This is a genomic window from Pseudomonas sp. GV047 (assembly GCF_003058245.1).
GTDB classification, from domain to species: domain Bacteria; phylum Pseudomonadota; class Gammaproteobacteria; order Pseudomonadales; family Pseudomonadaceae; genus Aquipseudomonas; species Aquipseudomonas marginalis.
The window spans coordinates 262,765-287,938 of the sequence record NZ_QCWA01000005.1 but is presented as its reverse complement, the minus strand read 5'-3'; the positions used below and the strand labels follow the sequence as shown (position 1 = coordinate 287,938).

The following is a 25,174-nucleotide window of genomic DNA, read 5'->3' as shown; positions in this document are numbered from 1 at the left end:
AAGAGCAGCGACTGCTAAGCTTGCCCACGCCATCGAAAAACAACCCAGGCCCCCGCCACCGTGCCGCGTTGGAGCGATCCCCATGGCGAATCAACTGATCATCTGCGAGCACTGCGACTGTGTGTACGAAAAAGTCACGCTCGCCAAACATCAAAAAGCCCACTGCATACGTTGCGCAGGCGTGCTCCAGCGCTACAACGGCCTGACCGTGCAACAGCGTCTCGCCCTGACGCTGACGGCTGCGGTGCTGTGGACGTTCGCCAATTTCTATCCCGTGATGAGTATCAGCCTGCAAGGCCTGAAAAGCAGCGCCACGCTATGGGATTCGGTGGTAGCGCTGAGCCTGGGGCCGATCACGTTTATCGCCTTGGTGGCGGCCATTTCCATCATCATCGCGCCGGTGTTCCAGTTGCTGCTGCTGATGTGGGTCTTGAGTTTCGCCCTCGCGGGCAAGCGCTCACCGGCGTTCCGATTGTGCATGCGTTGGCTGGAGGCACTCAGGCCCTGGAGCATGCTGGAGGTGTGCCTGCTCGGGGCAATGGTGGCGGTGTTCAAGCTGGCCGGCATGCTTGATGTGATCCCCGGCACCGGCCTGTTTGCCCTGGCCGTGCTCAGCCTGTTGCTGATCCGCATTGCCGGGCGTGATGTGCGCGACCTGTGGGACAGCGTATGAGCACACCGCCGACGGCCAGCGAGCTCGGCCTGTGCCTCTGTCACAGCTGCGGATTGTCCTGCGACCTGCGCGCCGGGCCGACCGAATGCGAGCGCTGCGGCGCGCCCTTGCACCGGCGCAAGGTCAATTCCCTGACGCGCACCTGGGCCTACATGCTCACCGCGCTGGCGTTCTATGTGCCGGCCAATCTCCTGCCCGTGATGAACACCAGCATGCTCGGCTCGGGGGCGGACAGCACCATCATGAGCGGGGTGCTGGAGTTCTGGCAGCACGGCGCGTGGGACATCGCGCTGATTATTTTCATCGCCAGCATCGCAGTGCCCGGCATCAAGTTTGTGTCCCTGGCCCTGCTGCTGGTCACCGTGCAGCGCAATAGCCGTTGGGCACGCAAGGAACGTTCGAAGCTGTTCCGCTTCGTCGAACTGATTGGCTACTGGTCCATGCTGGATGTCATCGTGGTCGCGCTGGTGGCCGCACTGGTGAAGTTCCAGGCCCTGGGCACCATCGAGCCGCGCCTGGGTATCCTGTTTTTCGGCCTGGTGGTGGTGTTTACCATGCTGGCCGCCATGAGCTTCGACCCGAGGCTGATCTGGGAAACCCCACACAACAAGGAGACCGCGGATGACGTCACATCCCACTGACACCCCGCAAGCCCCAGGATCGCCTGCGATCAAGACACGGCGCTTCAGCGTTTCGCTGGTGTGGATCGTGCCGATCGTCGCGGTGCTGGTGGGGATTTCGCTGGTGGTACACAGCGTCCTCCAGCAGGGCCCGACCATCACCCTCAATTTCAAGACCGGCAGCGGTCTGACCGCGAACAAAACCGAGGTCAAGTACCGCAACGTGGTGATCGGCCAGGTGACCGACGTCGCCTTGAGCGACGACCAGAAAAGCGTCAACGCCACGGTTCAACTGGCCAAGCAGGCCGAAAGCTTCACCCGCGCCGATTCGCAGTTCTGGGTGGTGCGCCCGCGTATCGGCGCCGGCGGCGTATCCGGCATCGACACCCTGCTCTCCGGCGACTACATCGGTGCCGACATCGGCCAATCGGAGACCCGTGCCAAGCAGTTCAAAGGCCTGGAAAACCCGCCGCCCATCACCTACGGCGAACCGGGCAAGCGTTTCACGCTGCACACGCAGACCCTTGGTTCGCTGGATATCGGCTCACCGGTGTACTACCGCAAAATCGAGGTCGGCCAGGTGGTGGCCTACGAGTTGGATGCCGAAGGCAAGGGTGTCAACGTCGAGGTGTTCGTGCATGCGCCCAATGATGCCTATGTCACCGAAAACACGCGTTTCTGGAACGCCAGCGGGGTTGACCTGAGCGTCGGCGCCAATGGCTTCGCGCTGAAGACCGAATCGCTTTCGTCCATGCTGGTCGGCGGCATCGCCTTTCGGGCACCGCCGTACAGCCCCAACGACAAACCGGCCGACGAGGCACGTACCTTTGAGCTCTTCGACGACCAGGACAGCGCCCTCGCCCCACCCAATGGCGAGGGGCAATACATGGCCCTGCGCTTCGACCAGGCATTGCGCGGGCTCAAGGTCGGGGCGCCGGTGGAGTTCCTCGGCGTCGAGTTTGGCAAGGTGGTGTCGATCAACCTGGACTTCGATGCCAGTAAACGCAGCTTCCCACTCAACGTCGGTATCGTGATCTATCCACAGTTGCTCGGGCAGGCCCACACCAAACTGCTCAAGGTCATGAACCATGACCCCAACGATGAGGCCGCCGGCGTACGGCTGATCGGCTCGTTCATCGAAAATGGCCTGCGCGCCCAGGCGCGCAGCGGCAACCTGTTGACCGGCCAGTTATACATCGCGCTGGACTTCTACCCGAAAGCCGAGAAGGTCAAATTTGACCCCAGCCTGCGCCCTGTCAGCATTCCAACCATTCCCGGCAACCTCGAGCAACTGCAGGAAAAACTCGAGAGCATCGTCAACAAGATCAACCAACTGCCGATCGAACGCATTGCCGGCAACCTCGACAGCAACCTGGTCGAGCTGCGCAAAGGCCTGACCCAATTCAATGCCAAGACCCTGCCCGGCGTGCAGAGCACCCTGGCTGACGTGAGCAAGACGCTGCAATCGGCCAGTTCGACCCTGGCCGAGGACTCACCGCAGCGTGAGCAGCTGACCCAGACCCTGGATGAACTGGGGCGCATGTCGCGTTCCCTGCGCGAACTGTCGGACTACCTGGGCCGTCACCCGGAATCGCTGATTCGCGGCCGTCCCGACAACGCCGCGCCCCTGGACCTGCAAGGACCTCCACGCAAATGACCCCTGGAGCAAGCGCCATGACGTTTCCGTTGAAAATCACAGTGGTCGGCATGCTGCTGTTGCTGGCGGCGTGCAGCAGTACGCCGATTACCTTTCATACGCTGACACCGGCGCACTGGAATACGGCCACGGGAGCCGACGCAGGCAGCATCCGGATCGAAAGCATCACCGTTCCCCCCCAGGTCGACCGACCGCAGATCGTGATTCGCCAGGGCGACAGCGGCGTGGCGATCCTGGAAACCCAGTGGTGGGCCGCGAGCCTCGCGGATGAGCTGAGGAGTGCGCTGGTGGACCAACTGGCCAACAGCAACCCTCGGCAATCGATGTTGTTGCGTCTTGAAGTGCAGCGCTTTGACTCAGTGCCCGGCCAGTACGCGCTGCTCGACGTCAAATGGCGCCTGCGCCCGGCCGGGGGCACCGAGCGCCCACCGCTGACCTGCCGGACCACGTTGCAGTCGCCCGCCGGGCCGAGCATCGACAACGTGGTGCTCGCCCATCAAAACAATCTCAAGCGCTTTGCCGCGCAGGTCAGCCAGGCGGTCGACAGGTCAGCCGGCCAGTGCCCGACGGCACCGTAAACCGCCCGGCACTCACGCCAGCAAGCCCATCGCCTTGGCTCGCGCCACGGCCTGGGTGCGTCGCTCCACGCCAAGTTTGCTGTTGATGTGGCTGGCGTGGGTCTTGACGGTGTGCAGGGAGATAAACAGCTGGTTGCTGATTTCCTGGTTGGAGCAGCCTTGGGCGATCAGTTGCAGGACCGCCAGCTCGCGCGTGCTCAGGGTTTCGTGGCCGGTCGTGACCTCGGGCGTCACGACCGCCGGGAGAAGCGCGAGCAGGCTCTGGTGCAGCACACCTTGGGGGTCTTTACCCAATTGCTCGCGCATCCAGTCCGGATACCCGTCCAACAAACGCTGGAACGGCTGTAACGCGCCCCCGGCGCCCGCCTCAAGCGCCTGGGCCAGCACCGGCCGCGCCCTGGCTTCCTGACCGCACTCCAGCAGCAACTGCGCCTGCTGGGTCAGCGCCATCAGGGCAATCATCTGGCGCCCACTGTCGTGGGCCTGTTGCGCCAGTGCTTCGAGCCGCTCCAGCGCCGCCAGGGGCTGATGGCGCACGGCATCGAGGGCGGCTTGTTGCAGCCCGATATGCTGCGGCAAGTGCGGATGGAATTCCGGTGCAGCGGCGGCCTGTTCGCCGTGGTAAGTCTGCCCCAGCCGCGTCAGCCAGGCATCCGCCAGATCGGTGCGCCCCTGGGCCAGCCACAGTTCGCACTTGATCAGGGTAATCATCGCCAGGTAGTAGATCGGCGGCACATCCCAGATATGCATCAGGCGCTCGGCTTCGGCGAGTTCGGCGAAGGCTTTGGGAAAGTCATGGCGCCGCCCTTCGAAGCTGGCGATCACGCAATGGCCGATCAGCACGCTGATATCGCGACAGGCCCGCGCCTCGGCCAGGCCTGCGCGCAGGAGGGCAATGCCGGTTTCGGGCTGGTTGCGCACCAACAGCAAATAGCCTTCGTAGAGCGACAGCCGCGCACGCACCGCATACAGTCGCTGCGGTGCCAGGCCGTGTAGGCGCTGCAGGCCCTGGCGCACCTCGTCGAGGGCGCGCAGGATTTCGCCACGGGCCTGCAGCACCCGTGCACGGTCGTAATGGGCCAGGGCTTCGAACAGCGGGTTGCCGACGCGCTGCGCCAGTTCCAGGGATTCGCGGTTCAGGCCACGGGCGCGCCACAAATCGCCGTCGGCAATGGCCAGGTTGGACAGGGTCGACAGGCACACCAGGCGCTGGCCGTAACGCCGTTGCGGCAGGCTGTCCAACGCCTCGCTGCAATAGCGCTGCGTCAATTCACGGTCACCTCGACCGCGGGCGATAATCCCGCTCAGCGCCAGCCACTGGGCCAGCATCGAGCGCTGTGCGGTGGCCGAGGGCGCCGGCAGGAAGCGACTGAGGTACGCGGACAGCTCCTGCGCCGCATCCAACTGGCAGGCCAGTGCCAACGCCCAGCTGTACAGCACAATCAGGCGCGGCGTGCTGATCAGCAGGCTGTCGGGCAAGTCCATTTTCCAGCGCAGCAACATGCCGACATTCTGCTCGGCCAGCAGTTGTTCTTCAGACAGGTTCTGCACCAGGTTGGCCGCCACGTCGAGGTGCCCGGCACGCAACGCCTGCTCCACCGCCTCGTCGATCAAGCCCTGGGCGTTGAACCAGCGGCACGCGCGCAGATGCAGGCTGGCGGCCGGCAAGACATTGCTGCTCGCGCGACGGGTGCGCAGTAGGTCGGAGAACAAATGGTGATAACGGTACCAGTGCCCCTGCTCGTCCAGGGGCACCAGGAACACCTGGTGGGCTTGCAGGTAACGCAGGATCTCGGCGCTGTCATGGGCTTCGCGCACGGCATCGCACAACTCGCTGCAAAAACGCTCCTGGGGCGCGGTGTCGAACAGGAACGCCTGCACTTCGGGTGGCAGGCAGTCGATCACTTCTTCCAGCAGGTAGTCGCGGATCAGCCCTTCCCCACCGTGCAGGCTTTGTGGCAAGGCGTCCTCGCTGCCGGCTTCGGAAGCCGCCAGCAGCCAAAAGCGCAGGCCGGCCACCCAGCCTTCGCTGCGGCGAATGAGATTGTCGAGGGCTTCACCACTCAAGGAGCTGCTGTGGCGATCCAGCAACGCCTGGGATTCGGCATGGGTCAGGCGCAGGTCTTGCTCGTGCAACTCCAGCAAATGCCGTGACAACCGCAATCGCGCCAGATGCCAGTCCGGGCGCTGGCGACTGGTGACCAGCACCACCAGGCCATCGGGCAAATGGTTGAGAAAGAATTGCAGGCAACGGTCCAGCACCGGCCCCTGGGCCAGATGGTAGTCATCCAGCACCAGCAATAATGGCGCACGGGTGGACAGGTGCACGGTCAGCTCATCGAGCAGGCCGTCGAGCCACTCTTCAAACGCAAAGGGTTGGTGACGCTGGCGCATTTTCAGCAAGCCCAGGGATTGGGTGCCGAGTGCCGGGAAGTAGTGCTGCAACCCTTCGAGCAGGCGCTCAAGAAAACGCCCCGGGTCGTTGTCCCGTGGGCTCAGGCCTAGCCACAGGCTGTGCCAGTGAGCCGGCAGGCCCTGGCAGAACTCCACCGCCAACGAACTCTTGCCGAACCCGGCCGGTGCGCAGACCAGCAGCAACCGCCCCTCCAGGCCGGTGCCCAGCCGTTCACACAGGCGCGGGCGCAGCACGTAGCCATCAGGCAGCGGGGGCCTGTAGAAGCGACCTTCCAGGGTCGGGATTATCCGGCTGGCAGGCCCTTGGATTCGGGACAGATCAGTCATCGCCGGGCTCTTGTAGAAGGCTGTTGTCGGCATTGCAGATGTCCGCAGACTAGCGGTAAAAGCGGCGGGTTTGTAGATCTTTGCAACATTTGCCTGAAAAAGAACTGAGACAAGAAATATCACCGCAAACAAAAAGTGGAAGGGGGCTTGCTCCCGATAGAGGCGGATCAGTCAATGCTGCGCTGACTGTCACATCGCTATCGGGGCAAGCCCCCTCCCACCTTGAGTTACTCGTGCAGCTTAGCGAACACCGTCCTGGCGCAGGGCCGCCGGGGTGAAGTCGCTGGTGGTGGCGGTGAAGCCGAAGTCATAGGCCTGCTTCTCTTCGTTCTTCATGCCCAGGGCCAGGTAGCGGCCGGACTGCAGGTCGTAGAGGGTTTCCAGGGCGTACCACGGCACTTGCTTGTCGTAGTAGTTCTCGGCATGGGCTTCGGCGACACGCCACAGTTGGCCACGGCCGTCGTAGTGGTCGATCACTGCGGCTTGCCAGGTGTCTTCGTCGATGTAGAAGTCACGCTTGGCATAGATGTGGCGCTGGCCTTCCTTCAAGGTCGCGACCACGTGCCAGACACGGCGCAGCTCGTAGCGTGCCAGGTCCTGGTTGATGTGGCCGGCCTTGATGATGTCGGCGTACTTGAGCTTCGGATCGTCGATCTTGTAGCTGTTGGAGGCGATGTAGATTTCCTTCTTGCCTTCCAGTTTCCAGTCGTAGCGGTCCGGCGCACCGTTGTACATGTCAAGGTTGTCGGAGGTACGCAAGCCGTCGGCGGCGGTACCCGGCCCGTCATAGGACACTTGCGGCGCCCGGCGCACGCGGCGCTGGCCGGCGTTGTAGACCCACGCCGAACGCGGTTCCTTCACCTGGTCCAGGGTTTCGTGCACCAGCAGCACACCACCGGCCAGACGTGCCGGCGCGGTCACTTGCTGCTTGAAGTAGAACAGGATGTTGCCCGGGTTTTTCGGGTCGAAGTCCTTCATCTTGTCGCGGAACACGAACTGGTCGCGGAAGTACACCAGGCTGTAGGAGCCGTTGGTTTGCGGCGTGGCCTGGGTCACCAGGCGGGTCACGCTACCGCCGCGATAACGGGTGATGTGGTTCCAGATGACTTCCACGCCGCTTTTCGGGATCGGGAACGGTATGGCGGTTTCGAAGTTCTCCAGGCCGTTGCCGCCAGACACCAGGTTGGTGGTAGTGGCGTTCTTCTTGATGGAGGCGAACACATCGGCCGGCACGGTAGCGCCGCGATGGGTCGGGTAGACCGGCATCTTGAAGGTCTCCGGGTAACGCTTGAACATCGCGTACTGCCCCGGTGCCAGCTTGTCCTTGTACTGCTCGACGTTCTGCGCGGTGATGGTGAACTGCGGTTGCTCACTGGCGTACGGGTTGGCGAGGAAACCTTTGGCATCCACAGCGCCGGCGTTGGTCGGCATCGGCGACCATTTCGGGATGGTGCCGGCCGCGTTACCGGCCATTTCCGCGCCCATCGGCGTCAGGGTCGTGCCCAGCTTGGCGGCTTCATCCGCCGACACTGCCGCCATGACATTGCTCGCCAGGATCGACAGCCCAAGCACACCCACGTGCAACAGACTTTTGGTTATTTTCATGTTCTGGTCTTCCTGAAAATACAGTGTGCTTAGAAGTTGGCGCCGAAGCTCAGGGCGACGAAGTCGCGGTCATTCACCGTGCTGAAATCACCACCGAAAAAGTTGGTGTAGTTGAGGCTGGCGGTGTAGGTGTTCTGGTACTCGGCATCCAGGCCCAGGCTGACGGCTTTGCGGCCCTCTTCGAAGTTGGCGCCAGGACCTGGGGAGTACCCCTTGACGTCATGGGACCATGCCACGTTTGGCTTAAGGTTTACGCCGGCGAAAACGTCCGGATATTCCCAGATAGCACGGGCGCGATAACCCCAGGAAGTAGCCGTGGTAAAGCCATCATTGTTGCAGTTGGTATTCAGCCCGTTGGCGTTACCCAGGCCGGCGCCCACAGCGGTCGAGTTATTGAGCGTGTTACAGAAACCACCGGGCAATGTGCCTGGACCAAACACCGGGTCGCGCCCATAACGCGCCTCGGATTTGCTTTCCAGGCCGCCCACGTGAGTCACACCGATCTCACCCACCGTAGTCAAGCGGCTTGCGCCCATTACCTGATCAAAGAAGTGCGTGAACGTGGTCTGGAACTGCGTGACCTCCTTACGGTTGTAACCATGCAAGTCTTGACCAGCCGAGCCCTTGAGCACAGAGGCATTGCCAAAACCAATAATGGGCGTAACGCCGGCGTAAAGGATGTCGGTGGTACTTAACTGCACGGGCGCATTTGGCCGATAGCTCAACTCACCGCTCCAGGCGGTCCCCGTAGGCAGGGTGGTGGAAAAGCTCAAGCCGTAGAGGCGGATATCTTCTGGGTATTCGACGAAGTAGTTAGAGCTACCCGCCACAATCACTGGACGCAATGCCGCCAAGGGCCCCAGAGGCCGCGTGTATGCCGAAGCTGGCGCACCTTGTGCACTGAAAATCGGCGCACGGCTGTGATAGTTCATGAAGTACGCGCCGAATTCGGTGTCCAGCGGCTCAAAGTTGTAGTGCATCGCCACGCCAAACTGGCCACTGTCACGAGCATCGCGGTCAGGACCACGGCGCACCAATACGCCCTCCTCATTCACATCAACACCAGCAGCGTTGAGGGTTGGATACGCCAGAGGCGAAATGCGCGAGCGCTTGCTCAAGACCCGCAGGTTGTTATCGCAGCCATCAGAGATAACGTCCGGCTGCGAAAAGAACGTCCCGCAATTATCGGTAACCGTCTGGTCCCACTCCAACTGATAAAAGGCTTCCGCCGACAAGTTATCGGTCAGCGTTTGCGACACATAGAACATGTTGACCGGAATCAAGCCTTCCTTGATTTCGGCCCCCGGACGACGGAACGCAGACACGTCGATCGGGTTGATGGAGTTGATACCACCGCCGATGAAGGTACTTTCGCCCCAACTCACCACCTGCTTACCGAACCGCACGCTGCCCGGCTGATCGGCAATGGCATAGTTGTGATAGACGAAGGCGTCGAGAATCTGCCCACCGGAGGACTTGGCGCCCTCCTTGCGGTTGTTGTCGCTGATGTCCTTGAACTCACGGCTTTCGTCCTTGAGTTCGAAGTCATACCAGTACTTGCCGCGCACAAATACGCCGGTATCGCCGTATTTCAATTCCAGGTCATGGATGCCCTTGAAGATCTTCGAGAACGTTTCACCGCGCTTGAAGTTCAAGTGCCCATCATCGGAGGTCTGGGACAGACCTTTGCCACCGTTGTTGGCACCGATCAGATCCTGGTTCGGCTTGGCCGTCGACCAGCTCGCCCCCACAGACAGCGACGAGTCAAAACTCCCTTCGATTTCACCGATATTGAAACTGACGCCGAATGCGGGCCCGGCGAGCGTAGAGGCGAGACTGACGGCCAGGGGCAGTCTTGCCCGGCGCCAGAACTGGTTTACTGAGGTCATCGACGCTACTCCATGTGCATTATTGTTATGGCAGTGAGTTTGTTCTGTGATGCTTGTAACGGCCGGAATACAACGATTCCAATGCCGCCTGGCAACTGAACCTCCATGGCCCGAAGCGATGCATCCTTGAAAAACTCTGGGTGGGACTATAGCCAGCAGGGGGTACCGCTTGATCCCTCTAAAGTGTGATTTGCATCACCAACCCGTCTGCCACAGCCCTTTCGCCATGTCGGCGAAGGCCGACGCGGCAAGGATGGCTGAAAATTGGCAAATCACAAGTGAAGGCGCGAGATAGAGCATCGCCGTGCCACAAGGGCACGGCAAATCGGCTCAGAGGGTGGACAGGAAGGTGCTGTTGTTGGCCTGCCATTCAATGATGTCAATACGGATACGTTTTTTGTCGAGCTTGCCGACACTGGTCTTGGGAATTTCCGTAACAACGGCGATCTGGCTCGGAATCGCCCACTTGCTCAGATGGCCCAGTTCGACAAAAGGCTTGAGGTGTTCCTTGAGCTCGCGGGCCCCAATCTCATGGCCATCACGCACCACCAGCAACGCAAACGGGCGCTCGCCCCACTGCGGGTCGGCGATGCCCACCACCGCTACTTCGCGTACCGCCGGGTGACGGCTGACCAGGTCTTCGAGGGCCAGGGAGGAGATCCACTCGCCGCCGGTCTTGATCACGTCCTTGATGCGGTCGCGGATATCGATCACCCCAAATGCATCGAGGGTGGCCACGTCGCCGGTGTGCATCCAGCCACCCGCCCACAGCTCGGCGCCCTTCTGCGGCTCGTTGTAATACCCCTCGGTCAGCCACGGCGCGCGCAGCACCAACTCACCCTGGGACTCGCCGTCGGCGGGCAGGAAATTCCCCTCAGTGTCCATGATCGCCGCTTCCACCAACGGCCCGGGCACGCCGGCCTTGATGCGATAGCTGATGCGCTCGTCCTCGGTGCCGGCCATCAGTTCTTCGTTGAGGTGGGCGCAGGACACCAGCGGGCCGGTCTCGGACATGCCGTACGCGGCGGTCAGCTGAATCCCACGGGCCTTCGCCGCCTCATACAGCGTGCGGTTGAGCGCACTGCCGCCGATGACGATTTTCCAGCCGCCAAAATCGACGCCTTGGGCAGCCTTGGCGTTGAGCACCATTTGCAGGATGGTCGGCACGCAGTGGGAAAAGGTGACCTTCTCCTTGCGCCACAGCTCCACCAGGTATTCCGGGTCGTAGCGGCCGGGGTAGACCTGCTTCAGGCCAAGCATGGTCGCCACATACGGCAGGCCCCAGGCATGCACGTGGAACATCGGCGTGATCGGCATGTACACGTCGTTGGTGCCCAGCAGGCGCACACTGTCGACGCTGCCCATGATGGTCGCCACGCCGATGGTGTGCAGCACCAGTTGGCGATGGGTGAAGTACACGCCCTTGGGGTTGCCGGTGGTGCCGGTGGTGTAGAAGGTGGTGGCGACGGAGTGTTCGTCGAAGTCCTGGAAATCGTACTTCGGGCTGGCGGCGGCCAGCAGGGTTTCATACTCACCGACCAGGTTGGGCAACTCGGCGGTCTTGGCTTCGCCGTCGGTGAGCAGCAGCGTCCTGTCGACGGTGGTGAGCTGCCCGGCAATGGCCTGGTAGAGCCCCACGAACTCGCTGTTGACCAGCACGAAGCGGTCTTCGGCGTGGTTCATGGTGTAGAGAATCTGTTCCGGCGACAGGCGCACATTGATGGTATGGATCACCGCGCCGATCATCGGGATGGCGAACATGCATTCCAGGTAACGATGACTGTCCCAATCCATCACCGCCACGGTGTCACCGGCCTTGACCCCGGCTGCGGTGAGCACGTTGGCCAGGCGCGCGACGCGCTCGATCAAGGTCGGGTAGGTGTAGCGCAGCTTGTCGCGGTAGACGATTTCCCGGGTCTTCTCGTAACGGGTACCGGACATCAACAGGCGCTTGATCAACAGCGGGTATTGATACGCACCTTCGGCGGGCGGAATAACACGGGTCTGCAACATACGAATCCCTTTTATGACTGCACGGTCTTGGCTTGAAGACCTGCACTGTAGAGACGTTATGTGTCAGACAAATCAGCCAAAGGAATGATTTGCAGAGGCTGGGGAATGCTAGCTTTGAGCCATTATTCAGGGACAATGGAGGTCAAATGTGGGAGGGGGCTTGCTCCCGATGGCGGTGAATCAGTCAATACACGTGTCGACTGAAGCACCGCCATCGGGAGCAAGCCCCCTCCCACACTGGATTGTGTTTACTTGAGAACAGCGTTTATTTCGCGCTGGTAAACGCCAACTTCACCCCAATCGCAATCAACACCGCTCCCATGGTCCGATCAAACCAATGCCCCATCCGCGCAAACCCGGCGCGCACGCGCTGCTGGCTGAACAACATCGCCACCAGGCAGAACCACAACGCCGTCGCCACCGCCAGGTACACGCCGTAGCCGGCCTGGATCGCCAGCGGTGTGTGCGGGTTGATCACCACGGTGAACAGCGACAGGAAGAACAACGTCGCCTTGGGGTTCAGGCCGTTGGTGACGAAGCCTGCGGTAAACGCGCCGCGCGGGGTGCGCTCGCCCGCTTCGCGGTGCAACTCGCCCTCGACGGCAGGCTTGGCCGGTTTGGCGCGCAGGGCCTTGAAGCCGATGTACAGCAGGTAGGCGGCGGCGGCCCATTTCAGTGCGTTGAACAACACGATGGACTGGGACACGATCAGGCCGATGCCGAGCAACGAATAGCCCACGTGCAGGAAAATCGCCGAGCCCACGCCCAACGCGGTCCAGGTTCCAGCGCGGCGGCCGTGGGTCACGCTCTCACGCACCACCACCGCGAAATCCGGGCCGGGGCTGGCCACCGCCAACAAGTGAATCAGGGCTACGGTCAAAAACTCGGCGGCGTACATACTCACTCCATTAAGTAACGGATTATTTCATCTGATAGGCTCGGCAGATTACGCCTTCGAACCCTGTCGCAAAAGGTACAGTTGATGACGAACAATCGCCACGCCGTCTTCCTTGATCACCCGTCCCTGGATCTGGGCGACCTCGACCTCAGCGAGTTGCACGCCCGCTTCAGCGACTTGCAGTTGTTGACGGGCACCACGCCGCAAAATGTGGTCGAGCGCCTGCAAGGCGCGCAGGTGGCGATCAGTAACAAAATCCCGCTCAACCGCGAAACCCTGGCGGCCTGCCCGGAACTCAAGTTGATCCTGGTTTCGGCGACCGGCACCAACAACATTGACCTGGAAGCCGCCCGCGCCCACGGCATCACCGTGAGCAACTGCCAGGGCTACGGCACACCGTCGGTGGCGCAACACACGATCATGCTATTGCTCAACCTGGCGACGCGGCTGCAGGACTATCAGCGCGATGTGAGCGCCGGCAAATGGCAGGAGGCCAAGCAGTTCTGCCTGCTGGACCACCCGATTGTCGAGCTGGAAGGCAAGACCCTCGGCCTGCTGGGCCATGGCGAACTGGGCAGTGCCGTGGCCCGCCTGGCCGAAGCCTTCGGGATGCGCGTGCTACTCGGCGCCATCCCCGGGCGCCCTGCCCGTGCCGACCGCGTGCCCCTGGATGAACTGCTGACGCAGGTGGACGCACTCACCTTGCACTGCCCGCTCAATGAACACACCCGGGACTTTATCGGCGCCCGTGAATTGGCGCGGCTCAAGCCCGGCGCGTTTATCGTCAACACCGCGCGCGGTGGCTTGATCAATGAGCAGGCCCTGGCCGATGCCCTGCGCGGCGGCCACCTGGGCGGCGCGGCGACCGATGTGCTGAGTGTTGAGCCCCCGGTCAATGGCAACCCATTGCTGGCCGGCGATATTCCTCGACTGATCGTCACGCCCCACAATGCCTGGGGCAGTCGCGAAGCGCGGCAGCGTATCGTCGGCCAACTGGCGGAAAACGCCCGGGGCTTTTTCAGCGGCGCCCCGCTGCGCGTCGTCAGTTGATAAACTGCGCCCCTTTTCAAGGAGCAGACCATGGATCCGCGCAGTGAAGTACTGCTTCGTCAGGCCGAACTTTTTCAAGGCAACCTGCTGCTGGTGGGTTTGCCCGCCGACGACCTGCTGGGTCGCCTGCCCAACGCCCACGGCTGGTGCTGGCATGCCGGCGACCAGGCGGCGCTCGACGCGCGTTTCCCGGAGCGCAGCCAGTTTGGGGTAAATGCGCCCGAGCGCGGGTTCGAGGCGGCGGTGATCTTCCTGCCCAAATCCAAGGACCTCACCGATTACCTGCTCAACGCCGTGGCAGCGCGACTGCCCGGCGCCGAGCTGTTCCTGGTAGGGGAGAAAAAAGGCGGTATCGAAAGCGCCGCCAAGCAGATGGCGCCGTATGGCAAACTGCGCAAGCTCGACAACGCGCGGCATTGCCAACTGTGGCAAATCACCGTGGCCAACGCCCCGCAAGCGGTCGAGCTGGAAAGCCTGGCGCAGGTGTTCGATGTGCCGCTGGCCGAAGGCCCGCTCAAGGTGGTGAGCCTGCCGGGTGTATTCAGCCACGGCCGTCTGGATCGCGGTACCGAGCTGTTGCTGGAGCACTTGGACAAATTGCCGAGCGGCCATTTGCTCGACTTCGGTTGCGGCGCCGGTGTGTTGGGGGCGGCGGTCAAACGTCGCTACCCGCACAACAGCGTAACGATGCTGGACGTGGATGCTTTCGCCGCCGCCAGCAGTCGCCTGACCCTGGCCGCCAACGGGCTGGAAGCCGAGGTACTGACCGGTGACGGCATCGACGCCGCGCCGATGGGTTTGAACGCGATTTTGAGCAACCCGCCGTTCCATGTCGGCGTGCACACCGATTATTTCGCCACAGAGAACCTGCTGCGAAAAGCAGCGAAACACCTGGCAAAAGGTGGCGAACTTCGCCTGGTGGCTAACAGCTTCCTGAAGTACCAGCCGTTGATCGAAGAGCATCTGGGCGTGTGTGCGGTCAAGGCCGAAGGCAATGGTTTTCGCATCTACCGTGCCAAGCGCGGCTGATGGCCGTTTGAAAAAGAACGCTTGCCGAATGGATTTTGCCTAGGCAGAATCCGCTCCGTCCTAGGGGAGTAGTCTCCCACGAGCGCCACGCTCGTCCGGCATACGTCAACATACTTGGTCAACAGGCCATGGCGTATGCGACCCAGGAGTCCGCACAGACGGACCGGGGTTTGACAAGACCTATGACACGCACACCTTACCCGGGGCGGGAAGGCTGTACGTGTCATAGCCGTGTCGACCCGCCCCCTGGAAACCTACCTGATGCTGGATTCATTGCTCGTTCCTACCGCAATCGTTGCCTTGGCCGAAATCGGCGACAAGACGCAACTGCTCGCGCTCATCCTTGCCGCACGCTTTCGCAAACCCTGGCCGATCATCGCCGGCATCGTCGCTGCGACCCTGGCCAACCATGCGGCCGCCGGTGCCGTGGGGGCCTGGTTCGGGAGTTTCTTCTCGGATGCGGTATTGCACTGGATTCTCGCGGCCAGCTTCTGCGCCACCGCGCTGTGGACCCTGGTGCCTGACAAACTCGACGATGACGAAGCCAGCACCACGCGCAAGTTCGGGCCGTTCCTGACCACGCTGATTGCTTTCTTCCTCGCGGAAATCGGGGACAAGACCCAGATCGCCACGGTGATGCTCGCAGCGCAATACCCGGAACTGTGGCTAGTGATTATCGGCACCACCCTGGGCATGTTGATTGCCAACGTACCGGTGGTTCTGGCGGGGAATTTCGCGGCGGAGAAACTGCCACTGACGTTGATTCGTCGACTGGCGGCAACGGCGTTCTTTGTCCTGGCAATTGTGGCGGTGTACAAGGCCATGCAAAGCAGTGGCTGGATCTAGCTGCAAGCTTCAAGCCTCAAGTTGCAGGAATAAGCAGTGCTTTTTCCTGCAGCTTGAAGCTTGCCACTTGTCGTTGAAGTCTTAGGACTTCTTGGCCTGCTGGTAGAGCGGCATCACCTTCGGAATCGCCGCCTGCAACGAGGCGATCCGGCTGTCGGAGGCCGGGTGAGTGCTCATGAACTCCGGCGGTGCGCCTTCCGAAGCCTTGGCCATCTTGTTCCACAGCGTGATCGCCGCGTTCGGGTTGTAGCCGGCGCGGGCCGCCAGTTCCAGGCCGATCAGGTCAGCTTCGTTTTCATTGCTGCGGCTGTTGGGCAAGGTCATGCCGTAGTTGGCCACGGTATCGGCCAGCGCCAGGCTGTCCTGACCCAGGCCGAACAACGCACCGGCGCCCTGCTTGGCCATCTCGATGCCGTAGGCCTTGGACATGGCTTCGCGGCCGTGCTCACGCAAGGCGTGGGCGATTTCATGGCCCATCACCGCGGCGAGTTCATCGTCGGTGAGCTTGAGGTTGTCGATCAACGCGCTGTACACGAAGATCTTGCCGCCAGGCCCGCAGTTGGCGTTCATCTCATCGCTCTTGATCAGGTTCACTTCCCACTTCCACTGCGCCGCATCCGGGCGGAAGGTCGGCGCCTGGGCGATCAGGCGATTGGCGATCGCCTGCACGCGCTTGGCATTGGCACTGGTCTTGTCCAACTGGCCTTTGCTGCTGGCCTCGCCCAGGGTCTGCTGGTAGGACTGGGCGTACATCTGGTCGACTTCCTGGCTCGACAGCATGCTGAACATATATTGCTTGCGCTCAACCCCGACGGCGCCGCCGCTGGTGGTGTTGACCGACTGACACCCGGCCAGCAACACGCCTGCCGCCAATACACTTACGGCCAATGATTTCTTCATCAATACACTCTCCCTGAAAAGACGCCCTGAAAACATGGCGCGTATCGTAGGCGCTCATTTGTATCGGCGCCAGATACAACAGACGTGTAACCGATGAATTTCGGACACATCTCACACGCCCGGCAACGTCAGTGAGCAACCGGCCTCAGGCTCAGGCCGGGGTCAGGCACTCCGGCCCGTTGAGCTTGGGATCATTGACCATGTTGGCCAGGACTCGCTCACGCAATGGGGCCGGCTCACTGGCCAGCAAGCCTTGCAACACATGCAAGGGCGTCTCGGGATCGAGCCAGGCGGCCTGCCCCGCCGCGTCCAGAATCAACGGCCGGCGCTGACTCTGGGCGGCCTGGGTCACCACTGCCGTACTCAGCCACACCTGCTCCTGCACCGGGTACGCTTCCCAGATCGCGGCAAAAAACAGGGTCGAGCCCTCCCCCGGCGTCAGCCAGTACGGACGCTTGCGCTGGGTGCCGCGCCATTCGTAAAAGCCGTTGGCGGGCAGCAGGCAACGACGCTGGCGAAACGCTTCGCGAAACATCGGTTGCTCGGCCAGGGTTTCGGCACGGGCATGGGCCGGGGTGCGGGAAAGGTCAGTCAGCCAGGGCGGCGTCAGGCCCCAGCGCGCCCGTGCCAGGGTGCGCTGGCCGTCATTGAGGCGCTGGATCAGCACCGAATCATTCGGGGAAATGTTCCACTGGGCCTGCTGGTCGGCCGGAAAACCCGGCAGGGCAGCAAAAGTAGGGTTCCAGCGAAACAGGGCATAACGTCCACACATGGGGCAACACGACTCTTGGGTAAACCGACCGACAGCCTAACAGACCAATACGTCGGGAAAGCTGTCGGGTTCATCGCCGGGCAGGGGTTGCGCACCGATATAGGCGGTAATCAGCTCGCGGGCTTCAGCCGCCCGGTCGTTGTCCACTTCCAGCCCCAGCAGGCCGAAGATCGGCAACTCCCCCGTGCCGCCGAGCAAATGGCGTCCTACCAGGTGCGCCTCGATGCCCTCGCTGGCGAGCATTTGCTGCAGCAACTCGCCTTCCATCAGGTTTTCCGGTTCGTAGATTCGCTGCATGGGCGTACCTGTTATTCGTTTTCACTGCGGGTTTCGAGCATCCACTCTTCACCATGGACCTGCAGGTTGAAAATGATCGGTCGGCAACACACCTGACAGTCCTCGATGTAGGTCTGATCACCGCCGGATAAATCCACCGCGGTCTCTACCGCTTCACCACAATAAGGACAATCGTACAGCGCAGTTTCCAGCATCGCAGTCTCCCAGGTGACTTGTGCGTATAATCGCCGGTCTATTTACAGGGCTATTTTCCGGCCGGGCCAATTCCCCGGACCGCACCCTGGTATTTCCTTTACTTACCCTAGCCGTTTCTAACAAGAGAGCATGATGGGCGAATTCGATACCATCCGACCTTACAACGACAGCGAAGTCCCGGCAGTGCTGGCCCGGCTGTTCAGTGACAAGGCCTTTCTGGACATCCTGACCCACTTCCGCTTCCCGCGCTTTGCCGGCGCCCTGGGCTGGCTGCTCAAGCCGATGATCGCGCGCAAACTGCGTCGCGAGTTCGCCGGTGTCACCACCGTGGCTACGCTGCAGGACAAAGTCGAGTATTACGTCGACCACACCATTGACCGGGCGACCGACGGCGTGACCTACACCGGCGTCGAACAGCTCAAATCCGGCACCGCCTACCTGTTCCTGGCCAACCACCGCGACATCGTGATGGACCCGGCCTTCGTCAACTATGCCGTGTACCACGCCGGCCTGCCGACGCCACGCATCGCCATCGGCGACAACCTGCTGCAAAAGCCGTTTGTCAGTGACCTGATGCGTCTGAACAAGAGCTTCATCGTGCACCGTTCGATCACCGGGCGAAAGGAGAAGATGGCGGCGTTCAACCTGCTGTCGGCCTATATCAACCATTCGATCCGCAACGACTGCCAGTCGATCTGGATCGCCCAGGCCGAAGGCCGCGCCAAGGACGGGGATGACCGTACCGAGTCGGCGATCCTCAAGATGTTCCATGTCAGCCGCAAGGACGAGCCGTTTGCCGAAGTGATCCAGTCACTCAACCTGACGCCGGTGTCCATCAGCTACGAGTACGACCCGTGCGATGCCGCCAAGGCCCGCGAACTGTATATCCGCGCCACCACCGGCACCTACGTCAAGGCGCAAGGCGAGGATGACGTCAGCATTGCCCTGGGCATCACCGGCTACAAAGGCCGCGTACATATCAACTTCGCGCCGCCGATTACCGAGCGTTTCGAAGACACCAAGGTCCTGGCCGTGGAAATGGATCGGCAGATTCTCGGCGGCTACCGGCTGTTCCCGGTGCACTACCTGGCGTACGCCCAGTGGAGCGATGCCGACCCGCAGTTGCAGGTGCCGAAGGCGGCCGACGTGTTCCCGGCGGACGAACTGGCCAAGGCACAGGCGGAGTGGGAGCGGCGCCTGAACGAATGCCCGGCCGAGCACCGTCCGTTCCTGGTGGTGCAATACGCGACGCCAGTGCGCAATCAGTATCGGGTCAAGGCCGGGATCCCGCTGTAACCACCGATCAAGAAAATATGGGAGGGGCCAAGCTCCCTCCCATATGATGGGTTCTGCGGTTTTTTAGATTCGGGTGCTGAGCCAGGAAATAGCCAGCGCCAGCCCAAGGCAGGCGAACCCGATGCGGTAAGCCACACGGTGCGCCCGCTCGGTGCGCACATCCAGGAACAGCATGGGCTGGTCGATTGCGCGATCTTCACTTTGCGCCGTCAGTTCAGCCATGGCGCGTTGCTCGCGCAGGCGGGTGATGAACAGCAGCGCAGCGCCTGGGCAGGCCACTGATAAAGCCACGGAATTGATCAATAGTGCGGGCAGCGCCATCGCAAACCTCGATGAAACAGTGTCTGGGTATCGGTTCAGATAGAAACCTGAACCGTAGTGGCCTCGAGCGCCAAAACCGCTCCGCCTCCCATGGACGATTAATGTATCCAGTAATTTACGCCGTCACCTGAACGTCACCTTAACAAGCCACTCTGTTGCCCTTCGAACATTCAGGAGCTTGTCATGCTGCACGCGCACAACCAGGATCGGCTGTATCTGATTGCCCAAAGCGACGAGCAGGAGGCGCTGATCGGCGGCCTGGCGTTCAACGTGCAGGACCGCCACTGGCTGGTGTATTGCGCCCTTGGCGGGCACCAGCATGCGGACTTGCCCGAGGCCGATCTGTTGACGGGGGTGAGCATGCTGGACTTTTGTATCGACACGGCCGCGTGAAACTGAAGGCATAAAAAAACCGGGCTCATCGCTGAGCCCGGTTTTTTGTTTGAGCGATTACTGCGCGCTGAGCAATGAACCGATGCTTGGGTCCTTGAACAGGCGGGTCAAGGCGTCGCTCAGGACGTCGCTGACCAGCCTGGTGTTGGTTTCCTGGTTAGGCGACATGCCGAAGCGCTGGTTCAGCGACGCACCGTAACGGCCGCTGTAGCGACGGGTGCCGGCGGTGACGTCGGACTTGAAGGTGGCACCAATGGACGCCTCGGTCACGTAAAGACCGTCTTTAGGCGACTGATACTTCAACTCGGCCAAGGTGATCGTCAACTGCGGAGCGCCCGGCGCGTTGGGGCTGGGGGTGAAACCCAGCAGCCGCACCGCCGCTTCGGCCTGGGCCTGCAGCTTGGGCAGCACGTCTTGAGCGTTCACCGACACCAGGGCGGTTTCCGGGTACAGGCCACCGCGCGAACCGAGTGTCGGCGACGGACGACCGTCCACCACCCGTACCGACACCGGCTGGCCGTGGCCCACCGGGGCCAGCTGCGTGGTGATTTTCGGTTCTGGGGTCAGTTGCTGCGGGCTGTTGGCGCAGCCAACCAGGGTCAAGCTGGTCACAGTGATCAAACCGAACAACAGGCGTTGCAACATGCGCTTCTCTCCAGAAATCAGGTACCGACAGGCCGGCAGTATAGCGGGGCGCCCCTGCAGGGAACTAGCGTCAGTTACAACCTGTGACCCGGGGCTTCGCCTGCGGTTCGATGTCACCGATATGTCATAGCCGTTACATGGGCTCGTCATCCGAAGCAGGCATGCTTGGCCTCAATCTCAGGAGGTTGATCGCCATGCATTTTCTCTGGTCGCTGTTTACGCGCAAGCCCGCCCTTCGCCAGTTCGCCCTGCTCGATGCGCAAGGCCGTTGCCAGGCGTTCAAGGCGTGCTGCCAGCCTCCCGTCGGCGAAGGCTGGGTGGAAATCGAAGAAATTCGCCTGAGCTGGATGCATCATCCGTTGCCGGCCCGCGCCCGTGTAAACCCACGCCCTGCGCGGTCGCCACGTCACCAGGCGTTGGCCGCCTGACCGAACGCCTAATAAAAGTCATAAAACCCGCCCATTTCCCCGGCGTTCTTCGCTACAATCTCCCCCCGATTATAAGGACGTCTCCTGATCGGGCCTCGCAGCATCGTTAATGCCTCGGTATTAACCCCAAGAATCGCCCACAGAGAGCCGCCCACACAGATCGAGTGAAGCTGGCGAGCTTGCTGTTTCCTTTGCAAACCACCCGCCTTTGCCGAATCTGCCAGAGCTGCCATTGCGCTCGGCCACTTGAGTTGTTTGCCCGTTTTGCCGCGTGTCGGCAGAGGTTTGCGGGCCAGGTGCCAGGCCGGGGCAGCCCTTTTTTGAGGTTCACGTCTTCAAAAGAGCGTGAAAAAAACGGGTTTTCACAACTTCACAAGAGTGTGGCGAGCAAATGAATAGTTTGGCGTTTGTACAAGCACCATCAGCGTCTGGAACAGCCCAACCACACAGGACCGAGTACTCCGCAAACACCGGAGCTTGAGCCTGTCCGCTACGGATTGATTGCACGAATCCCACGCTTTGACCATAAGTCGAATTGCCACAGGCGCCCATGAATGCGTTCATAGGCAGATCAGGCCGGGCAGGAAGCGTGTGCTGAATGTGCAAGGAATTGCGAAACGGACATGGCGATCCTGGCCATGGGTGACCTGGGGCAACACGTGAAACGCCCCGTCACTCCTGGCAGCCATGCCGTCAATTTGGTGCTGCAGATTTTGGAGACGCGTTAAATGGCGCATAACGAAGCAGTCGACGTAGTACTGGTAGGGGCCGGCATCATGAGTGCCACCCTGGCCGTACTGCTTAAAGAGCTCGACCCCGGCCTCAAGCTGGAAGTCGTTGAGCTGATGGACTCGGGTGCCGCGGAAAGTTCCAACCCGTGGAACAACGCCGGTACCGGCCACGCCGGGCTGTGTGAGCTGAACTACACGCCCCAGGCCGCCGATGGCTCCATCGACATCAAGAAAGCCGTGCACATCAACACCCAGTTCGAGGTGTCGAAGCAGTTCTGGGCCTACCTGACCAGGAAGGGCACCTTTGGCTCGTCCAAGTCCTTTATCAGCCCGGTGCCGCACCTGAGCTTCGTGCAGGGCGAAAAAGGCGTGGAGTTCCTCAGGAAGCGCTTTGAAACCCTCAGCCAGCACCATGCGTTCTCGGACATGCACTACACCGAAGACCGCAGCGAAATGGCCGAGTGGATGCCGCTGATGATGCCGGGGCGCCCGCTCGACGAAAAAATCGCGGCCACCCGCGTGATGAACGGCACCGACGTCAACTTCGGCGCCCTGACCAACCAGTTGCTCACTCACCTGACCAGCTCACCGGACGCCCAGGTCAAGTACAGCAAGCGCGTGACCGGCCTCAAGCGTAACGGCGCGGGCTGGACCGTGAGCATCAAGGACGTCAACAGCGGCAACAGCCGCGAAGTGGACGCCAAGTTCGTGTTCCTCGGCGCCGGTGGCGCGGCCCTGCCGCTGCTGCAGGCCTCGGGTATCGAAGAAAGCAAAGGGTTTGGCGGTTTCCCGGTCAGCGGCCAGTGGCTGCGTTGCGACAACCCGGAAGTGGTCAAGCACCACCAGGCCAAGGTCTACAGCCAGGCTGCCGTGGGCTCGCCGCCGATGTCCGTGCCGCACCTGGACACCCGCGTAGTCGACGGCAAGAAATCCCTGCTGTTCGGGCCCTACGCCGGCTTCACCACCAAGTTCCTCAAGCACGGCTCGTTCCTCGACCTGCCGCTGTCGGTTCGCGCCGGCAACATTGGCCCGATGCTGGCCGTGGCCCGCGACAACATGGACCTGACCAAGTACCTGGTCAGCGAAGTGATGCAGTCCATGGAGCAGCGCCTGGAATCCCTGCGTCGCTTCTACCCTGAAGCGAAAGCCGAAGACTGGCGCCTGGAAGTGGCCGGCCAACGGGTGCAGATCATCAAGAAAGACCCGAAGAAAGGCGGCGTGCTGCAATTTGGCACCGAGCTGGTCGCGGCCAAGGACGGTTCGCTGGCTGCGCTGCTGGGTGCCTCGCCGGGCGCCTCGGTGACGGTGTCGATCATGCTGGAATTGATCGAGCGTTGCTTCCCGCAGAAAGCTGCCGGTGAATGGGCGACCAAGCTGCACGAGATCTTCCCGGCGCGGGAGAAGGTCCTGGAGACTGATGCCGAGCTGTATCGCAAGATCAACGCGCAGAACAACATCAGCCTCGAACTGGTTGAGCAGAGCAACGAGGCCGAGAGCTACGCCTAAGGCATTGCGGCCATGAAAAACGCCCCGTTCTCGCGATGAGAACGGGGCGTTTTTTTATGCCCAGGAATAATCAGCCGCGGGCGTTGTCGATCAGCTCGATATAGTCGGCGGCGTTGCGCTGGTCCTTGATCAGGTCGACAAACGTCTGGCCGTGCTCATCCTTGCCATCCAGGTCCAAACCGGCCGCCTTGAAGAAAACCAGGAAGCGTTCGAAGTCGTCGATACGCAGGCCACGGTAGGCCTTGATCAGTTTGTGCAGGGACGGGGACGTCGCGTCAACCGGCTCGAAGTCCAGGAACAACTTGATCTGGTCGTCGCCGATCTCGTCACCAATCACCTGTTTCTTATCTTTACGCATTACCGACTCCAGCCAGCAGACATTTACACGGGATTTGAAGTCTACCTGCGAGGCGCAGGCTTCGAAAGCGGTGAAGAACCAATGCGGCCGGGGGCAAGCCCTTCCCACATTGGTTCTTCAGTGTTTTTGCTATTTGCTACGAACAGCACCGGTATGCACATCCGCCCAGACATGCCCGTTGGCGTAACTGAGGAACTGCACATACACCGTGTCATTGCGCAGCAGGTCGACAATCACTCGGTACTGGGCCACCGGGTAGGACAGGGTCAAGGTTTTGCTCTTGTCATCGTATACCGGCTTTTTCAGGCTTTTGCTTTCGGCATCGAAGTTGAGCACCACCTGGCTGATAGTCGCGCCTTTGTTCAGGGACTTGCCCTTGAGACGGATCATCAGCGGCGAGGTCACCGGGATCGGCTGTTGCGTGGATTGACGCTGGTTGCCCACCACCACCGCATACTCGGTGACTTGCAGCAGTTGCTGCTGGTCAGGGGTTTCGGCGCGCAGGGTCAGATCGTCCGGCGGCAGGAACTGCGCATGCATCGGCGCAGGCGCCGCAGCCAGCGGCAGACTGAGGGTCAACGCCAGGGCGGCGCAGGTGCGTATCAACAGGCTCATGGGCCGCTCCGCAAGAGGTGGCCCAGCACTGTAGCTCAATCGAACTGGGCAAGCATCCAGCGTTGATACTCGGCCACGTTGGCGTCGCCTTCACGGGGCGCCCAATCGGCCAGTTCGCCTTCGCCCACCGGCCGATAAGGCCCGGCCTTGCACTCGAACATCACCGTGTCGGGCGCGAGCACCACCAGGCCATGGAACACGCCGGGCGGCAGGTCGACGCCCGAGCATTCGCCGCCGGCCTGCATCACGCGCTTGGCAAGCACCTCGCCGGTGTCGCTGAACACCAGCAAGCCCAAGCGCCCCTGGAGGACCAGCAAGGTTTCCGCCTTGTCCGCGCTCAAGTGCCGATGAGGCGGCACGTAGGTGCTGGGCTGCAGGCCCACGGCCAGGCGATGGCACGGCTCTTCCATCTGATGAAAGTTGTGATGATGCCGGCCACGGAGGCTGGCGCCCGCTTTCTCGGCCAACTCGGCAAACAGCGTCTGATCAAGAAAGCGAGTCATGGGTTACATACCTTTGACGGCGTAGATTCCATTGGCGTTGCGCCAGTAGCCCTTGTAATCCATACCGTAACCGAAGATGTAGCGATCGATGCACGGCAGGCCGACGAAATCGGCTTTCAACTCGGGACGGGCCTTGCGGTCGTGGTCTTTGTCGATCAGCACGGCGGTGTGCACCTTACGTGCGCCAGCGTGTTTGCAGAAGTCGATGATCGCGCCCAGGGTGTGGCCCTCATCGAGGATGTCGTCGATGATCAGCACGTCGCGGTCGATGAACGAAACTTCCGGCTTGGCTTTCCAGAACAGGTCGCCGCCGCTGGTTTCGTTGCGATAACGAGTGGCGTGCAGGTAGGACGCTTCCAACGGGAACTGCAGGTGAGTCAGCAATTTGCCGGCGAAGATCAGGCCACCGTTCATCACGCAGAAGACCACCGGGTTGGTGTCGGCCATCTCGCGAGTGATGTGTGCGCCGACCTTGGCGATCGCTGCTTCGACTTGCGCTTCGGTGTACAGGCAGTCAGCCTCGCGCATGATTTGACGGATATGCTCGAGATCAGCGGACATGGCGCTCTCCAAGGGGTGCTGTGGCAAGAAAAGCGGGCGAAGGTACGCTTCTC

At 61.6% G+C, this 25,174-nt stretch carries 26 protein-coding genes and 1 riboswitch; of the genes, 11 read left to right on the top strand and 15 right to left on the bottom strand.

Annotated elements, in window-relative coordinates; all coding sequences use genetic code 11:
* The first annotated feature begins 82 nt into the window (after positions 1-82).
* From C8K58_RS15075 to C8K58_RS15060, 4 genes are read left to right on the top strand one after another with little or no spacing between them, the layout of a single operon-like run.
* Entirely contained in the window at positions 83-673 is a 591-nt protein-coding gene (locus tag C8K58_RS15075; RefSeq protein WP_027604773.1) for a paraquat-inducible protein A, read from the top strand.
* A complete protein-coding gene (locus C8K58_RS15070; protein ID WP_108573900.1) occupies positions 670-1,314 on the top strand; it encodes a paraquat-inducible protein A in 645 nt (214 codons plus the stop codon). The genes C8K58_RS15075 and C8K58_RS15070 overlap by 4 nt, the downstream gene beginning before the upstream one ends.
* Positions 1,295-2,950 carry an intermembrane transport protein PqiB gene (locus C8K58_RS15065; RefSeq protein WP_108573899.1) on the top strand — a complete coding sequence of 552 codons (1,656 nt, stop codon included), beginning with the start codon at positions 1,295-1,297 and terminating at the stop codon, positions 2,948-2,950. The genes C8K58_RS15070 and C8K58_RS15065 overlap by 20 nt, the downstream gene beginning before the upstream one ends.
* A 17-nt stretch (positions 2,951-2,967) precedes the next feature.
* On the top strand, positions 2,968-3,528 hold the full coding sequence (locus C8K58_RS15060) for a membrane integrity-associated transporter subunit PqiC (RefSeq protein ID WP_108573898.1): 561 nt from the start codon (positions 2,968-2,970) through the stop codon (positions 3,526-3,528).
* A 12-nt stretch (positions 3,529-3,540) separates the two neighbouring features.
* Here the strand turns inward: C8K58_RS15060 and C8K58_RS15055 are convergent, their stop codons facing one another.
* The 5 genes from C8K58_RS15055 to C8K58_RS15035 form a co-directional block, all read right to left on the bottom strand.
* Complete coding sequence (locus C8K58_RS15055; protein WP_108573897.1) at positions 3,541-6,270, bottom strand: LuxR C-terminal-related transcriptional regulator; 2,730 nt, start codon at positions 6,268-6,270, stop codon at positions 3,541-3,543.
* 240 nt (positions 6,271-6,510) lie between these two features.
* On the bottom strand, positions 6,511-7,875 hold the full coding sequence (locus C8K58_RS15050; protein ID WP_027604778.1) for a DUF1329 domain-containing protein: 1,365 nt from the start codon (positions 7,873-7,875) through the stop codon (positions 6,511-6,513).
* Positions 7,876-7,904: 29 nt separating this feature from the next.
* On the bottom strand, positions 7,905-9,764 hold the full coding sequence (locus tag C8K58_RS15045; RefSeq protein WP_092356148.1) for a DUF1302 domain-containing protein: 1,860 nt from the start codon (positions 9,762-9,764) through the stop codon (positions 7,905-7,907).
* Positions 9,765-10,094: 330 nt separating this feature from the next.
* Positions 10,095-11,777 (bottom strand): fatty acid--CoA ligase, encoded by a 1,683-nt coding sequence (locus C8K58_RS15040; protein WP_027604780.1) that lies wholly within the window; start codon positions 11,775-11,777, stop codon positions 10,095-10,097.
* 265 nt (positions 11,778-12,042) lie between these two features.
* The gene (locus C8K58_RS15035; RefSeq protein ID WP_065924273.1) at positions 12,043-12,675 is read right to left on the bottom strand and encodes a LysE family translocator; all 633 of its coding nucleotides are present in this window, start codon (positions 12,673-12,675) and stop codon (positions 12,043-12,045) included.
* An 84-nt stretch (positions 12,676-12,759) separates the two neighbouring features.
* On the opposite strand from C8K58_RS15035, the gene C8K58_RS15030 reads away from it, so the two are divergent.
* From C8K58_RS15030 to C8K58_RS15020, 3 genes are all read left to right on the top strand, one after another.
* Positions 12,760-13,725 carry a 2-hydroxyacid dehydrogenase gene (locus C8K58_RS15030; RefSeq protein WP_108573896.1) on the top strand — a complete coding sequence of 322 codons (966 nt, stop codon included), beginning with the start codon at positions 12,760-12,762 and terminating at the stop codon, positions 13,723-13,725.
* A gap of 30 nt (positions 13,726-13,755) precedes the next feature.
* A complete protein-coding gene (locus C8K58_RS15025; protein WP_108573895.1) occupies positions 13,756-14,754 on the top strand; it encodes a class I SAM-dependent methyltransferase in 999 nt (332 codons plus the stop codon).
* A 51-nt stretch (positions 14,755-14,805) separates the two neighbouring features.
* Positions 14,806-14,925, top strand: a riboswitch (yybP-ykoY riboswitch).
* Positions 14,926-15,015: 90 nt separating this feature from the next.
* On the top strand, positions 15,016-15,600 hold the full coding sequence (locus tag C8K58_RS15020) for a TMEM165/GDT1 family protein (RefSeq protein ID WP_005784895.1): 585 nt from the start codon (positions 15,016-15,018) through the stop codon (positions 15,598-15,600).
* Positions 15,601-15,681: 81 nt separating this feature from the next.
* On the opposite strand, the gene C8K58_RS15015 is transcribed toward C8K58_RS15020, so the two are convergent.
* The 4 genes from C8K58_RS15015 to C8K58_RS15000 all read right to left on the bottom strand — a co-directional run bounded on the left by C8K58_RS15015 (position 15,682) and on the right by C8K58_RS15000 (position 17,763).
* Positions 15,682-16,500 (bottom strand): M48 family metallopeptidase, encoded by an 819-nt coding sequence (locus tag C8K58_RS15015; protein ID WP_027604784.1) that lies wholly within the window; start codon positions 16,498-16,500, stop codon positions 15,682-15,684.
* Positions 16,501-16,651: 151 nt separating this feature from the next.
* Entirely contained in the window at positions 16,652-17,272 is a 621-nt protein-coding gene (locus tag C8K58_RS15010; protein ID WP_027604785.1) for an SOS response-associated peptidase, read from the bottom strand.
* Positions 17,273-17,308: 36 nt separating this feature from the next.
* Positions 17,309-17,569 carry a putative signal transducing protein gene (locus C8K58_RS15005; protein ID WP_027604786.1) on the bottom strand — a complete coding sequence of 87 codons (261 nt, stop codon included), beginning with the start codon at positions 17,567-17,569 and terminating at the stop codon, positions 17,309-17,311.
* A gap of 11 nt (positions 17,570-17,580) precedes the next feature.
* Positions 17,581-17,763, bottom strand: coding sequence for a CPXCG motif-containing cysteine-rich protein (locus tag C8K58_RS15000; RefSeq protein ID WP_027604787.1), 183 nt, complete (start codon positions 17,761-17,763; stop codon positions 17,581-17,583).
* Positions 17,764-17,896: 133 nt separating this feature from the next.
* On the opposite strand from C8K58_RS15000, the gene C8K58_RS14995 reads away from it, so the two are divergent.
* Positions 17,897-19,060: a 1-acyl-sn-glycerol-3-phosphate acyltransferase gene (locus C8K58_RS14995; protein ID WP_027604788.1), complete on the top strand. Its 1,164-nt coding sequence runs from the start codon at positions 17,897-17,899 to the stop codon at positions 19,058-19,060.
* Positions 19,061-19,123: 63 nt separating this feature from the next.
* On the opposite strand, the gene C8K58_RS14990 is transcribed toward C8K58_RS14995, so the two are convergent.
* Positions 19,124-19,381 carry a hypothetical protein gene (locus C8K58_RS14990; RefSeq protein WP_108573894.1) on the bottom strand — a complete coding sequence of 86 codons (258 nt, stop codon included), beginning with the start codon at positions 19,379-19,381 and terminating at the stop codon, positions 19,124-19,126.
* A 183-nt stretch (positions 19,382-19,564) separates the two neighbouring features.
* Here C8K58_RS14990 and C8K58_RS14985 point away from each other — a divergent pair, with 183 nt between their 5' ends.
* Positions 19,565-19,774 carry a hypothetical protein gene (locus tag C8K58_RS14985; protein ID WP_027604790.1) on the top strand — a complete coding sequence of 70 codons (210 nt, stop codon included), beginning with the start codon at positions 19,565-19,567 and terminating at the stop codon, positions 19,772-19,774.
* Between the two features lie 57 nt (positions 19,775-19,831).
* On the opposite strand, the gene C8K58_RS14980 is transcribed toward C8K58_RS14985, so the two are convergent.
* Positions 19,832-20,419, bottom strand: coding sequence for a YajG family lipoprotein (locus tag C8K58_RS14980; RefSeq protein ID WP_027604791.1), 588 nt, complete (start codon positions 20,417-20,419; stop codon positions 19,832-19,834).
* A 194-nt stretch (positions 20,420-20,613) separates the two neighbouring features.
* Here C8K58_RS14980 and C8K58_RS14975 point away from each other — a divergent pair, with 194 nt between their 5' ends.
* Entirely contained in the window at positions 20,614-20,847 is a 234-nt protein-coding gene (locus C8K58_RS14975; protein WP_027604792.1) for a hypothetical protein, read from the top strand.
* Positions 20,848-21,575: 728 nt separating this feature from the next.
* Positions 21,576-23,084: a malate dehydrogenase (quinone) gene (mqo, locus tag C8K58_RS14970; RefSeq protein ID WP_027604793.1), complete on the top strand. Its 1,509-nt coding sequence runs from the start codon at positions 21,576-21,578 to the stop codon at positions 23,082-23,084.
* A 70-nt stretch (positions 23,085-23,154) separates the two neighbouring features.
* Here the strand turns inward: mqo and C8K58_RS14965 are convergent, their stop codons facing one another.
* From C8K58_RS14965 to C8K58_RS14950, 4 genes are all read right to left on the bottom strand, one after another.
* Positions 23,155-23,442 (bottom strand): PA4642 family protein, encoded by a 288-nt coding sequence (locus C8K58_RS14965; protein ID WP_027604794.1) that lies wholly within the window; start codon positions 23,440-23,442, stop codon positions 23,155-23,157.
* A 129-nt stretch (positions 23,443-23,571) separates the two neighbouring features.
* Positions 23,572-24,057, bottom strand: coding sequence for a hypothetical protein (locus C8K58_RS14960; protein ID WP_027604795.1), 486 nt, complete (start codon positions 24,055-24,057; stop codon positions 23,572-23,574).
* A 35-nt stretch (positions 24,058-24,092) separates the two neighbouring features.
* Positions 24,093-24,560 (bottom strand): WbuC family cupin fold metalloprotein, encoded by a 468-nt coding sequence (locus C8K58_RS14955; RefSeq protein WP_065938539.1) that lies wholly within the window; start codon positions 24,558-24,560, stop codon positions 24,093-24,095.
* A 3-nt stretch (positions 24,561-24,563) separates the two neighbouring features.
* Positions 24,564-25,121, bottom strand: coding sequence for a hypoxanthine-guanine phosphoribosyltransferase (locus C8K58_RS14950; protein ID WP_027604797.1), 558 nt, complete (start codon positions 25,119-25,121; stop codon positions 24,564-24,566).
* Between the last annotated feature and the right edge of the window lie 53 nt (positions 25,122-25,174).